Raw genomic sequence first — 14,200 nt, forward strand, 5'->3', positions numbered from 1 at the left:
TTTTTTATGATAAATAAACTTTAGAAGTTTTATATTTACAAAAACAATGACAATGCATTTTCTTTATTTCGATCCAGGTTTAGGTGCTATGATTATTCAAACAATTATTGCTGCAGTAGCTGGTGTAATTTTGTTTTCTAAAAACCTTATGCATAAAATAAAAGTGTTTTTAGGGATTACAAAACCCTTAGAAGATGATGTTTTTGATGATATTGAAGTTAAAGATTCTGAAATAGAAAACAAAAATTCTAGTGAACGCTAAAAACGCGCATTCTTCTTCATTTAGAGATCCATCAGGTTATGTGTTCGTAGAAAATGAAGACATTAAAAGAGTTATACATCCTATTTATTTTGAACAATATAAATCACTTACAGATAGTGGTTTTTACAATACATTGTTTAAAAACGAATTATTGATTTCTCATATTGAACTTGAAAAAAATGAATCGGAAATAGTAATTAAAGCAGAGAAAATTCCTTTTATAACTTATCCTTACGAGTGGAGTTTCAATATGTACAAAGAAGCTGCTCTACTAACCCTAAAACTTCAAAAATTTAGTTTAGAAAATGGTTTCTCATTAAAAGATGCTTCTGCTTTTAATATTACATTTTATAAAGGAAAGGCCATATTTATTGATACACTTTCATTTGATTTCTACAGAGAGAATTCCCCCTGGAGAGCATACAAACAATTTATTACGCACTTTTTTGGACCTCTACTTTTGGCGCATTATCATGGAGCTCAGCAGTTAAAATTATTAAGTAATTTTATTGATGGGATACCTGTAAAGATCATTAGTTCTATGTTGCCATCTAAGACGAAACTAAGTCCTTTGTTATATTCTAATATCCATTTGCTAGCAAAATTAGAAGATAAGCATAATGAAGATTATAAAGGTGACGCAAAGACAGCTTCATTAACAAAGAAAGGTCAACTTAACATTATTAAAAGTCTTTATGACTACATTAAAAAGCTAGAGTTAAAAGAGCACTCTGAATGGGGAAATTATTACAATAAAACGAATTACACTGACGATGCTTTTTTACAAAAATCACAAATTATTAATACTTGGGTAAAGGCTATACAGCCCAATAAATTAATTGACGTTGGTGGTAATGATGGGACATTTGTTAGAAAGCTAAAAGATGAGACTAAAATAGCTTTAGTTTGCGATATCGATAACAATGCTGTAGATTTTAATCATAAGACGATGAAAATTAATAAGGAGCATTTTATGCTTCCTTTTGTTTTAGATGTATTAAATCCTTCTGCTAGTATCGGTCTCAACAATAAGGAGCGCGATTCTTTTCTAAACCGAATTGGTGACTTTGCTCCAGATGTTACTTTTGCCTTAGCTGTAATTCATCATATGTCTTTATCTGGTAATGTGCCTTTTAGAGAATCGGCTAAGTTCTTTAGTTCATTTTCTAAGTATTTAATTATAGAATTTCCAAAACGTGAAGATTCTTGGGTTCAAAGACTTTTAAACAATAAAGCTGATTTTAAGAGTCACTTTGATTTTTATAGTCAGGTAAATTTTGAAGACGCTTATTCTCAATATTTTAATATAGAAGGTAAGGAAGTAATTGAGTCATCAGAACGTGTTTTATATCTATTAAAAGCTCTATGATTAATGGATTGCAAAAGTTTATTGCGGGTTATTTAAACAGTGAGAAGCAATTTCCTACGCTTGCAGCAATAGCCTCTGGTCTTTATCCATTATTACATTACTATAGTGGTAATTTTTTAATGGTTAACTCATGGCCACAATTCATATGGTTTTTTTCGATATTTATTATTATTCCTATTTTAATTTTCAATATAGCTACTTTTTTGGTGAGAACTTTATTAGTATTTAAACCTATTAAGCCTTATGTTTTAGTTGGTCTAAATATTTTCACTTTTGGAATATTATCATTATTTATTACTCTCGGATTAACAAAAAAAAGTATTCTTATAATTGGGTTAATTACAGTCCTTTTAATGATTCTGCTTTATAAGCATATAAAAAAGGTTGTACTTCTTCAGCTTATATTAAGTGCGCTTAGCTTAGGTTTTTTTATCCCAAAGGTTATTAGTTATTTGAGTTATTCAGATCATTGGATGCAACTCACTGATGATATAGATGACACAGTGCTTAAAGAGGTACCCAACATATATGTAATTCAACCAGATGGATACGTTAATTTCTCAGAAGTAGAGAAATACCCATATGGTTATGATAATTCTCTATTTAGAACTTATTTAGAGGATAATAACTTTAGTGTATATGACCAAAACAGAAGCAACTATTTTACTACCTTAACGTCCAATGCCTCCATGTTTGCCATGAAGCATCATTACTATATGAATCACTTAGATCCTGACAAATCTCATTATGATTACCGTAAAGGTTTGGCAGGAGACAATAATGTTATTAATATACTGAAGAAGAATGGCTATAAGACCTTTATGCTGTTAGATTATCCTTATATAATTATAAATAGACCTAATCAGGTATTAGATTATATTAATTATGATTACAATACCATGAGCTATATAGGCAATCAATGGAAAGGTAAAGAACCGTTAGATACATTAGAATACCTAATTAAAATCAACAAAGAAACTTCTAACTTTTTCTTTATTGAAAAAATATTACCAACTCATATTGAAAATTTAAAAGCAAACAGCAAAGGGGTAGAAGGTGAGCGCTTATCATATTTAAAGCGTTTAGAGCAAAGTAATATTTGGTTAAAGGAAACTATTACAACTATAATAAAGCAGGATTCTAATGGTATTATCATTTTAGTTTCAGATCATGGTGGCTATGTTGGTTTAGAATCGGCAGAAGACCTTTATGCTAAAATCGATGATGCAGATCTTAAAAGGTCCATTTTTTCTTCATTATTGGCTATAAAATGGTCCAATCACAAAATGACAAATATTGATAGTGAAATAAAAACGAATGTAAATTTATTTAGAGTTTTGTTCTCACATCTGAGTAAAAATGCATTTCTATTAGAAAATAGAGAAGAGGATAAAAGCTATATTAGTATCAATAATGGATCTGATAAGGGTGTGTTTGAGTATTTTGATGGAAATAATTCATCTGTTTTTAAAATTAAAGAATGAGGCTTAAAAAGGGAGTTATAAATTATCTAAACGATCAAAAGCAATACCCAACTGCAATTGCAATTGCTTCTGGTCTTTACCCAATGCTCTATTGTTATTCTAAGAATTTTTCACTAGTAAATTCGGTGAGTCATTTTATTTATTTCACTTGTGTTTTTATTGTAATCCCTGTAGTTCTATTTAATCTTGTCTATTGGTTTCTAAAAAAAAATGAATTAGAAAAATATAGTCTATTTATTCTAGCAACTCTTAATGTATTTACGTTTCTATTTCTAATTAAAACTATTACTTATTCTAGTGCTCAGCGTAAAATAACATTACTTGTAGTTGTTTTATCTTTTTTATTCGCTTGGTTTTTAAGAAGGTACTTAAAAAAGTTGGTTGTTTTGCAGTACTTATTAGCTTTATTAAGTTTTAGTAGTTTGCTGTTTATTATTTATACTAATTTGACGATTTCTAATGGTTGGCAACAACAACCAGATTCAATTTTAAGCGCAGAGTTTAAGAAAAAACCAAACGTATATGTTATTCAACCAGATGGCTACGTTAATTTTTCTGAATTAAGTAAAGGTTTTTATAATTACGATAATTCACAATTTGAATCTTTTTTAGAAGAATCTAATTTTACCATATACCCTAATTTTAGAAGTAATTACTCTACCACTTTATCGTCGAATTCATCTTTTTTTATGATGAGACATCATTACTATAATAACCGTATTTCTAATTACGAGCTTTATAATGCTCGAAATATGATTGTCTCTAATAACCCAGTTTTAGATATTTTTAAGTCCAATGATTATAAGACTTATTTTATTACAGAAACAGGATATATGATGTTTAATAAGCCTAAAATGGGTTATGATTATTGTAACTTTAGTTATAATGACATTCCTTATATAAGACCAGGCATATCAGATCCTATTGATATAAGAACTGAATTGTCAGTCTCCATCTCTGAGAACATAGATCAACCAAAGTTTTTCTTTATACAAATGCTAAAACCATGGCATATTAAAAGTAAGTCCTCTAACTCTAGTAACGATAAAAATATTGAAAGAGAAAAATGGTTAGAAAATTTAGAGAAATCTAATGATATGTTAACAGAGACCATCAAATTAATTAAAGAAAAAGATACTGATGCTCTAATTGTAATTATGGCAGATCATGGAGGTTATGTTGGTATGAAATATACTGGCCAAGGTGATGAAATGACGCAAAACAGAGATTTAATTTATTCTATTTATGGTAGCCAATTATCTATCCTTTGGCCAAAAAATAAAGTTCCAAAATTTAATGATAGTTTTAAGTCTTCAGTTAATGTATTTAGATTATTATTTTCATATTTATCAGAAGATGAAAGTTATTTAGCTCATTTACAACCAGATGTAAGTTATAAGGTGTTGAGAGAGAATGTTTCTACAGGGATTTATGAGTATATCAACGCTGAAGGTGCAATTACCTTAAAAGAGCATAGGAAGTAATGTTTATTTTTTTAATCCTAGAATACTAAAAAATAAACTAAATAATATGGCCTGTATGCCCAATTGTATAGTTGTTACTGCGGGTATTATTAGTCGTAAGGTGGTGCTAGCATTTAGATTACCAAAATCAGTAGAACTCCAAACAGAATAACCTTTATAACTCAAAATTAAGCCTGTACTGAGAAGTAAAAAACCAATAACAAGTCCTTTTTCTAGATTTAAGATTTTAAAAAGTTTGTTGTAGCGATTAGATTTAGGAAGTAATTCGTTTTCTACGGCAAAAATCTTTGTTAAACCATAGAAAATAATAAATTGAAAGCCAACTAATAAAAATGCAGATGCATATAATAGTGTATGTACATCTAAATTAAAATCATCAAACTCTAGAGGTTTAATGACTAATAAGGTTGAAAATACTAAACCAATAAGGGTCAGTATTATTCCTGGAAATAGAAATAACCAATTTGGTGCATATAGCATTAAAAATCTAAGGTGTCTCCAACCATCACTCCAAGTTTTTAGATGTGGTTTACGTGTTCTTCCATCTTTTTTTAAAGTAGTTGGTACTTCTACGATTTTCAAATTGCTTAGCTTAGATTTAACAACCATCTCTGAGGCAAATTCCATACCTGTAGTTTTTAAATTCATTTTAAGGTATGCTGTTTTAGAAAAGCCTCGTAATCCGCAATGAAAATCATTAATATTAATTTTAAAAAAAAGCTTACCAATAAATGAGAGAACAGGATTTCCAAGGTATTTATGTAAAGCAGGCATTGCATCTTTGTCAATTCCTCCTTTAAATCGGTTTCCCATTACCAAATCATTACCATTTCTTAATTTCTCTAGGAAAGGCATTAAATTTGAAAAATCATAGCTATCATCAGCATCACCCATAATAATAAATTTACCACTAGCGCCTTCAATACCACCTTTAAGTGCGCTGCCATATCCTTTCTTTGCTACTGTTATAACTTTAGCACCAAGTGATTCTGCAATAGTAATAGAGCCGTCGGTACTGCCATTATCTGCAATAATAACTTCACCTATAATATTAGAACTATTAATAAAGTGCTGAGCTTTTTCTATGCATATAGCAATAGTTTCAGCTTCATTTAAACAGGGCATAAGTATTGATAATTCAGGCTGCACGTTCACGTTTAAGTAGATTAATTATAATAATTAATATTAAAAATAGAAGTCCATAATTATAAAAAAGATAACGTTGAATGGAGTGTACAGCAAAAGCTATAAACATGGCATTAGATAATATTAAAGATGAAAATAAAAATAATGAGATGTTGTCTTTATTGGCATTTTTGTAACTTTTTATCAAGCTAAAGAAAAATAGACAAACTATAAAGTATAAAATTAAAGGAGATTGAAATCCATAATTAATATTGGAATAATAAAGTTTTAGCCATTTTTGAAAATTATCAATAATTAGAACCTTGGTAAATTCTTTACAAGCTTCCTCAGTTTCAAAAAAGGGATAAGAAGCTATTTGATTTGCGCTCCAATCTTTAGGGGTTGGTCTTTTGTAATAGTAATCAAAACCTTGAACTCTAACTGTTTGATTGCATATTTTAGGCAAATTATCGTGAAAAAATTTATAAGATGCTTTTGCAGAATAATCAGCTTTTGGGAATAGTTCTTTTTTATTTAGCGTGTCATAACTTATTTTAAGAATTTGACGGTAGTGTTCATTTTCAATTAAGTTGTAATCAGTTGTGTCCGAAACGTAAATTGGTGCAGTAGATGCGCTTGTAAAACCTAAAGGAGTTGGTTTAAAAAAACCATCCTTAAGTTTATGGTAAGTGCGTTCAGTTAAACTTGCTACTAACATGACTCCGCAAAAAAGCATAACCCTAATTAAGTGACCACGAGTTATAATTGATTTTCTATAAATTAAGAAATAAGTACCTGCAAATATGAGTGTTGAGAAAATAAACTGACTTCTCATAAAAACTAAGGCCAAATAAACGATCACATAGCGTTTTAAACTTTTTTGTTTAGCGTTGAAGAGAATATCTAAGCCTATTGTAATATATATAAGGTATAATCCATAGCTTAAGCCTTCAGAACAAATATTGTTAGCAATACTTAATGGAGGAAAAAATGGTAAAAGTAAAATAACTATATACGGTATTTTTAAGTAGAGGTTTAGTTGAAATAATTTTGAAGTTTTATAAAAGAAAAAGTGCACAGCTGCAAGACTGAATATAGTATGTGTAATAACAACAGCGGTGTCAAAAAAAGAACCAAATATGGCACTGTAGGTTTTTAAAAATATCACATAGCCTAATTGCCTGTAGGGCATTGCTCTGAGATAACTATAGGTGTCGTGAGAATAAATAGGTTCGGATAGGATGCAATAAACAAAAACACTTAGGTATGCTAAGAGTAAAATATAAAGTTGCGTATTAGATTTATTAAAATTTATTTTTAACATTTAGAGTTATAGACTTACTGCGTAAAAGTAGGAAAAGAATTTGCAATATTTATTTTTTAGCAATTGCATAAGTGCTAATGCCAAAAGGGAAATTCAAATAATTTAAAATTTTGTTTTCAGAATTTAAAAGAAATAAAAGCGGTTTATTTAATAATCCAATATTGTAAAGATCTCCATTGTTGTTTTTGCTTTTTTTTGTTGGAAATAAATTACTTAGACCTCTAATAACGTACAATGGTAAAAACAAAGTGAAATTCCAATACCCAGATTTTTTAATTTCTAATTGGTTATCAATTAATATATTGGTGAGCTGCTTTTTTTTATATCTACGAAAATGCATATTAACAACATCGTGGTTACTCCATAAGCTCTTAAACGCAGGTACAAAAACAAACATTTTTCCTCCAATTTTAAGGCTTTGTTTCCAGTTTTTTACTGCATCCGTATCTCTTTCAATATGTTCTAAGCAATCGGATGCAATTATTATATCAAAATTTTGCTGAATGGTTATGTTTTCGCCAGACATTACAAAGCAATTATTAAGACCATTGCTTTTGCAATTGTCAATGGCTTTTTTACTAATATCAATACCAAATAAATTTTCCTTTTTAAACCCGATATTTTCTAAATCTTTGAGCAATAAACCCGACGAGCATCCAATATCTAATATTCTACTATTTCGATTTTCATCTTTTAGTAATTGTAAAATATAATTTCGTCTTGATTTAAACCAAAAATGAGAATCTTCAATTTCGTGATATTTTAATTCGTACGTCTTATCCATTGATTTTTATGAATTATGTAAATATCTCAAACAGATTCGTTATTTCATTGATTTTTTTATTAAAATTCAATATAAGAGGTATTGTGAGACGTATGCATCTTATATTTTGAATCTTAAACTTATATTAGCGGTAAACAAAGTAGTAATGAAAATTGGTTCCTTTTTTAAGAACAAATTGTCTGTGGCAATTGTAATAATTGTTTTTGTGCAAATAGTCCTTATGTTTCAAGGTTTTGATATCTGTGATGACGGCTTTGTACTTACATTCTATCAACAAATATTTTCTGACCCAGTAAGTGTAGAATATAATTTTTTATATTGGTTTTCTGGAATTTTAGGCGGTATTTGGTATCAAATTTATGAAGATGGTGGTATTCTCTGGTTTAGAATATTAGGTGTTGTTTTAAATACAGGAACCTTTATTGTTAGCTTTCATGTTTTAAAAAGATATGTCCCAAATTTATTTTTAATTTTAGGTTTAGTGATGGTTCTTTTTGTTAATGATTATGGTTTTTTAACCTTTTATCATAATCAAATCACATCCTTCTTTACGGTGTTAATAGTATATTGTATTAGCAATGCACTATTTAGAAAAAAGTATAATTTATTATTTCTAGCAGGTTTTATTTTTGTTTTAAATGGACTAACAAGAATACCAAACTTTATTTTAGGGACCTTGTTTCTTGCAATTCCGTTATATCACTACTTAAACAAAAACTCTTTTAAATCCTCAATAAAACCAATTATAATATCGAGTTTTGGCATATTCTCTGGTTTTATTTTTGCGTATCTAATACTGTTATTTAGCGGACAAATTGAGGTTATTGAAAATGCGCTTTATACAATGATGGATGTGGGTAATACAGAGGGTAGTTCGCATAATTTTAAGTCGGTATTTATGGCTCAATATTATAATTACTATGCAATAGTTTATGCTTTTATTCCTCTCATTTTAATTTTTATTGCAGTTACACTTTTGTTTAGATTTATAAAAAACAGTAAACCTTTAATGTATATTCTTGCTACTGTTTTTATGCTAGTAATGGTTTTTTGGTTTCAAAGAAATGGTATTTTTTCAATTTATACATTGGCATATATTGGTGCGATTTGGATTACGTTGTCAAAAAAATCTGCAGTGGAGGCTAGGATTGTTGCTTTTTTGGCATTTGTTATGTTGTTTACAATGACACTAGGTTCTGGTGGTGGTGTAAAAAATAGTGGATATATGGCTATATGGATTGGTTTTCCATTATTCTATTTGGCATTACCATTAATTTTAAAAGGACAGGATAATTTATTAAGATTATTCTATCCAAATAGTAAAAGCGAGAGTGATAAATATTCGATTTCAAAAATTCTAGTGTATACTATTACCCTAGCTTTTTTATTGCTTAAAGCCCATAATATTTCTGGAAAGGCATATTTTGATAATGGGAGTAGGCTAGACAAAACGTATGCAATAAATAATATCAAAGCGAGATACATTTATACGACAAAAAAAAGGGCGGATATTGTAAATAACGTGTTGTTAAATCTAGGGAAATATGTGAAACCAGGCGATTATCTATTTGCCTATGATCATATTCCAATGATTCATTTTTTAACTGAAACAAAAGCTTACACATATAATCCATGGCCTGGAATTTATGACCATTACTCTTTTAATAAAAAGATTAAAAAAGCAGAAAATAATATTGCAGATTTACCGATTGTTTTACTGCAAAAGTTTGAGACAATTAAAGATTTTTCGGACCCACTACCTAATTATATGATTCCAGAAAAAAACGATGCTATATTACATGGAAGTAAGTCAATCAAAGCAATGAATGCTTTTTTAGAAAGACATAATTATAAAGAGGTTTGGAGCGATAGTTACTTTACCATTTATAAATCTTATAATTCTTCTAATAGAGTTAACTGATTTCTTTTATCTTAGCAACGATTCGTAAAATCAAGTAATGTCTATACATAAAATATCAGTTATTGTTCCTGTTTTTAATGAAGTCAAAAATCTTTCAGAACTTTATGATAGATTAAAAATTACGTTAGAATCTATTACTGAACAATACCAAATAATCTTTGTTAATGATGGAAGTACCGACAACTCTTTAGAGAAAATATTAGAATTTTCAGAAAAGAATGCCAATGTATTCTATCTTAATTTAAGTAGAAATTTTGGGCATCAAATAGCAGTGTCAGCTGGTTTAGAATATTGTGATGCAGAAAGTGTAGTTATTATAGATTCAGATTTACAAGATCCGCCAGAATTGATAGTGCAACTTTTTCAAAAGCATAAAGAAGGCTATGACGTAGTATACGCAAAACGCAATAGTAGGCAAGGTGAATCAATTTTAAAAAAACTAACCGCGAAAATTTACTATAGATTATTAAAGCGTATAGTGTCTTTTGAAATCCCTTTAGATGCTGGTGATTTTAGATTGCTCTCAAGAAAAGTTGTAGAAGCTATAAATAAAATGCCTGAAAAAAATAAATTTTTGCGAGGTCAGGTAGCCTGGTTAGGTTTTAGGCAAACCTACGTTGCCTTTGATAGAAAAACAAGAAAACATGGAAAGAGTGGTTATTCTTACGGCAAAATGTTTCGCTTAGCTTTTGATGGTATTACTGGTTTTTCGGATAAGCCTCTTTTATTTGTAAGCAGAATGGGATTTTTAATTTCAATATTTTCATTCCTTTTAATAATTTATGCAATATTTTCTCACTACGTCCTCAAAATAACAATAACCGGTTGGACCTCTTTACTTATAAGTTCAGCTTTTATAGGAGGTATACAGCTTTTGTCAATTGGAGTTATTGGTGAATACATTAGTAGAATTAATAATAACGTAAAAAACCGACCGTTGTATATCGTAGATTCTACAAATCTCAATGATAAAATAAATGGTAAAGTCTAGTCTTATTTCAATTCTAGCAAATCCATTAAAATTTGTACTTTCACGTCGGTAAAACATTAAATTTTTAGTATTATTTATAAGGTTAAAACATATAAGTTTAATGATAAATCTGTTTGGGATAATTTTGTTCTAAATAGCAATCAGGATTCGTTTTTGTTTCAGCGCGATTTTATGGACTATCATAGTAAGCGCTTTCAGGATGCCTCATTACTCATTTTTAAAAACGATAAGCTTATTTCTTTACTGCCTGCTAATAGAGTATCGGATGAGGTTTTTTCTCATCAAGGATTAAGCTATGGAGGATTGATATATGCTAAAGATTTAAAGTCAGAAGATATTATTGAGGTTTTTAAAGTTATGTTAGAATTTCTGCAAGAAAATGGTTTTAAAAATTTTTATCTAAAGATGCTCCCAAGTATTTATTTACATAATCAAACAAATAATCCATTACCTTATTTGTGCTTTAAAACAAAAGCTAATTTGATGAGAGTAGATATGCATTCAGTTATAGGTTTAAATACGAGGTCATTTTCTAAAAGTAGAAAGGAAGGCTTAAAACGTGGGCAAAAACATAATTTGATTGTTAAAGAGACTCAAAGTTTTGATTTGTTTTGGAATAAAATATTAATCCCAAACTTAAAGTCTAAACATGGTGTACAACCCGTACATAGTTTAGAAGAGATTAATTTATTAAAATCTAAGTTTACAAAAAATATTAGACAATTTAATGTCTTTTATGACGATGAAATTGTTGGCGGAACCACGATATTTGAAACAGAAAATGTTACGCATTGCCAGTATATTTCTGGAAATTCTGAAAAGAATGAATTAGGTAGTTTAGATTTTCTACATATTCATCTTTTAGATTCTATTTTTATGAATAAGCCTTATTTTAGTTTTGGAACTTCTAATCTAGAATCAGGACAGAGGATAAATAAAGGTTTACAATTTTGGAAAGAAGGCTTTGGGGCACGTTCCATAACGCAAGAATTTTATAAAATAGATACAAGTAACTTTAAATTATTGGACGATATCCTAATATGATTAAGTTTTTAGATCTACATAAAATTAATAATAGATTTCGTGCTGAATTTGAAATAGCGTTGGGTAAAAGCTTGGATAATTCTAATTATATTTTGGGCCCTAATGTTTCAAAGTTCGAAAATGAATTTGCTCACTATTGTGGAACAAAATATTGCGTTGGCACTGCTAACGGTCTTGACGCGCTTACCTTAATTTTAAAAGGTTATATTCATTTAGGTAAAATTAAAAAAGGGGATAAAGTCATTGTGCCAGCTAATACCTTTATTGCGACAATTTTATCAGTATTACACGCAGATTTAGTTCCTGTTTTTGTGGAACCTAATCATAAAACATATAACCTTTCAGCTCATAAGGTATCTGCCGCGATTACTAAAGATGTAAAGGCTATTATAATGGTCCATCTATATGGTCAACTAGCAGATGTAGAGGGTTTAAATGCAATTGCAAAAGCCCAGAATATACTTCTTATTGAAGATGCAGCACAAGCCCATGGTTCTATGTGTGATACAGGTAAAGCTGGGAATTTAGGTAATGCAGCTGCTTTTAGTTTTTATCCTAGTAAGAATTTAGGTGCATTGGGTGATGGAGGTGCTATAACGTCTAATGATTCTGAGTTAAATGAAGTTGTTAAACTTTATAGAAATTATGGTAGCAAAGAAAAGTATACTAATGAAATAGTTGGCTTTAATAGCAGGTTAGACGATTTACAAGCTGCTATTTTAAATATTAAATTAAAGACTTTAGATACTGATAATGAAAGAAGGAGGTTTATTGCAAATTACTATTTAGAGAATATTATAAACCCAAAGATTCAACTGCCGTTTTATAATAAGTCTATGAATCATGTTTTTTATGCATTTGTTGTAGAGGTAGAAAATCGAGATAGATTTATGAGTTATTTAGAAAAAAATGGTATTGAGAGTTTAATTCATTATCCTATTCCTCCGCATCAACAAAAAGCTTTAAAAAATTATGCACATTTAAACCTTCCGATAACCGAAAATATTCATAAAAGAATTGTAAGTCTACCAATAAGTGTAATGCTATCTGATGTAGAAATAAGAATGCTTATTAAAGTTTTAAACGACTATTAATTGAAACGATTTTTTCAATATATAAATAGAGAAGTTTTAGTAAAGGCGGCTGGACTTAGTACAGCTAATATTACTATTAAAATTATTTCAGGAATTGTTATTTCTAAGTTCATTGCATTATTTATAGGTCCGGAAGGAATGGCTTTGATTGGGAATTTAAGAAACTTTTTTAGTACTATTCAGTCCTTGGCAATTGGAGGTCTTTATAAAGGGGTTGTTAAATTTATTAATGAAGCTAAAACTAATGTTTTAGAACTTTCAAAAACATTATCGACTGTATTTTATTCCGGTTTTTTTATCTCAGTATTATTAGCTTTTTTATGCTATTACAATGCTGAGTTTATCAATAGTTTAATCTTTCTAAATAATAACTATACCTACGTTATTGAGGTCCTAGCAATGGTCTTGCCATTTTACGCATTAAACATGTTTGTGTTTGCCATAATGAATGGTTTTTCTAAGTATAAGATACTGTTAATTATAAATATTATTGGGCAAATTGTTGGGCTTTTAATAACAATACTTTTAATTAAACAAGAAAATATAGATGGTGCTTTAATCGCAGTAATAATAACTCCTGCTATAAATTTGTTAATCTCTGTTGTTGGTGTTGCTTTTAGAAAAAATTTGATGCACCATATAAAAGTGACTAGCATTAATTTATCAGTACTTAAAAACCTAAGCCCTTACATGATAATGGCATTGGTTTCTTCAATTGCTCTACCTATTGTTTTTATAATTATAAGAAACTATATAATTTCAGAAATCGGGATTAAAGAGGCTGGATATTGGACTGCAATTACAAGAGTGTCAGATTACTACTTGATGTTTGTAAATGCGTTAATGGCACTTTATATTTTACCTCGTTTTACAGAAATCAATTCGCGTAAAGAGTTTAGACAAGAAGTATTTAGTTTTTATAAAACTATTATGCCAGTCTTTGCAATTTTATTAGGTATTATATATTTGAGTAGGTCATTATTGGTAACGTTTTTATTTACAGAAGAATTTAGACCGATTGAAGATTTATTTGCCTACCAAATTTTAGGAGACTTTATGCGTGTATTATCAATGGTTATAGCTTACAAATTCTTAGCTAATAAAATGTTTATTCATTTTATTATTCTAGAAGTATTTCTATTTGTTATTATGTATATAAGTAGTATATATTTTATTGATATTTTTGGTTTAGAAGGCGCAGTAATGGGCCATTGCTTAAGTTATTTTATGCACTTTGGAATTACATTATTAATTTTTGGAAGTTCCCTTTTTGGTGTTATTAATGAAGATGATACAGATACTTTTTAATTAATATAAC

General features: G+C 28.9%; 12 protein-coding genes. 9 read left to right on the forward strand and 3 right to left on the reverse strand.

Going from position 1 to position 14,200, the window contains the following annotated elements; genetic code table 11:
• Positions 1 to 52: 52 nt before the first annotated feature.
• The 4 genes from ACFWU4_RS06585 to ACFWU4_RS06600 are packed head-to-tail and all read left to right on the forward strand — an operon-like array spanning position 53 to position 4,599.
• Positions 53 to 262: a hypothetical protein gene (locus ACFWU4_RS06585; protein WP_411126055.1), complete on the forward strand. Its 210-nt coding sequence runs from the start codon at positions 53 to 55 to the stop codon at positions 260 to 262.
• A complete protein-coding gene (locus ACFWU4_RS06590) occupies positions 252 to 1,631 on the forward strand; it encodes a class I SAM-dependent methyltransferase (protein ID WP_411126057.1) in 1,380 nt (459 codons plus the stop codon). The genes ACFWU4_RS06585 and ACFWU4_RS06590 overlap by 11 nt, the downstream gene beginning before the upstream one ends.
• A complete protein-coding gene (locus ACFWU4_RS06595) occupies positions 1,628 to 3,115 on the forward strand; it encodes a hypothetical protein (protein ID WP_411126059.1) in 1,488 nt (495 codons plus the stop codon). The genes ACFWU4_RS06590 and ACFWU4_RS06595 overlap by 4 nt, the downstream gene beginning before the upstream one ends.
• Entirely contained in the window at positions 3,112 to 4,599 is a 1,488-nt protein-coding gene (locus tag ACFWU4_RS06600) for a sulfatase-like hydrolase/transferase (RefSeq protein ID WP_411126061.1), read from the forward strand. The genes ACFWU4_RS06595 and ACFWU4_RS06600 overlap by 4 nt, the downstream gene beginning before the upstream one ends.
• Positions 4,600 to 4,602: 3 nt before the next feature.
• Here ACFWU4_RS06600 and ACFWU4_RS06605 read toward each other — a convergent pair whose 3' ends face one another.
• The 3 genes from ACFWU4_RS06605 to ACFWU4_RS06615 are packed head-to-tail and all read right to left on the reverse strand — an operon-like array spanning position 4,603 to position 7,832.
• A complete protein-coding gene (locus tag ACFWU4_RS06605; RefSeq protein WP_411126063.1) occupies positions 4,603 to 5,724 on the reverse strand; it encodes a glycosyltransferase family 2 protein in 1,122 nt (373 codons plus the stop codon).
• A 13-nt stretch (positions 5,725 to 5,737) separates the two neighbouring features.
• Positions 5,738 to 7,048, reverse strand: coding sequence for a hypothetical protein (locus tag ACFWU4_RS06610; protein WP_411126065.1), 1,311 nt, complete (start codon positions 7,046 to 7,048; stop codon positions 5,738 to 5,740).
• A gap of 49 nt (positions 7,049 to 7,097) precedes the next feature.
• Positions 7,098 to 7,832, reverse strand: a complete 735-nt coding sequence (locus ACFWU4_RS06615) for a class I SAM-dependent methyltransferase (protein WP_411126067.1) — start codon at positions 7,830 to 7,832, stop codon at positions 7,098 to 7,100.
• Positions 7,833 to 7,977: 145 nt separating this feature from the next.
• On the opposite strand from ACFWU4_RS06615, the gene ACFWU4_RS06620 reads away from it, so the two are divergent.
• From ACFWU4_RS06620 to ACFWU4_RS06640, 5 genes are all read left to right on the forward strand, one after another.
• Complete coding sequence (locus tag ACFWU4_RS06620) at positions 7,978 to 9,753, forward strand: hypothetical protein (RefSeq protein WP_411126069.1); 1,776 nt, start codon at positions 7,978 to 7,980, stop codon at positions 9,751 to 9,753.
• A gap of 37 nt (positions 9,754 to 9,790) precedes the next feature.
• Positions 9,791 to 10,744, forward strand: a complete 954-nt coding sequence (locus ACFWU4_RS06625) for a glycosyltransferase family 2 protein (protein WP_411126070.1) — start codon at positions 9,791 to 9,793, stop codon at positions 10,742 to 10,744.
• A gap of 171 nt (positions 10,745 to 10,915) precedes the next feature.
• Complete coding sequence (locus ACFWU4_RS06630) at positions 10,916 to 11,788, forward strand: GNAT family N-acetyltransferase (RefSeq protein ID WP_411126072.1); 873 nt, start codon at positions 10,916 to 10,918, stop codon at positions 11,786 to 11,788.
• On the forward strand, positions 11,785 to 12,882 hold the full coding sequence (locus ACFWU4_RS06635; RefSeq protein WP_411126074.1) for a DegT/DnrJ/EryC1/StrS family aminotransferase: 1,098 nt from the start codon (positions 11,785 to 11,787) through the stop codon (positions 12,880 to 12,882). The genes ACFWU4_RS06630 and ACFWU4_RS06635 overlap by 4 nt, the downstream gene beginning before the upstream one ends.
• A complete protein-coding gene (locus ACFWU4_RS06640; RefSeq protein WP_411126076.1) occupies positions 12,883 to 14,190 on the forward strand; it encodes an O-antigen translocase in 1,308 nt (435 codons plus the stop codon).
• Positions 14,191 to 14,200: the final 10 nt, after the last annotated feature.

It is taken from the genome of Winogradskyella sp. PE311, assembly GCF_046545555.1.
Classification (GTDB): Bacteria; Bacteroidota; Bacteroidia; order Flavobacteriales; family Flavobacteriaceae; genus Winogradskyella.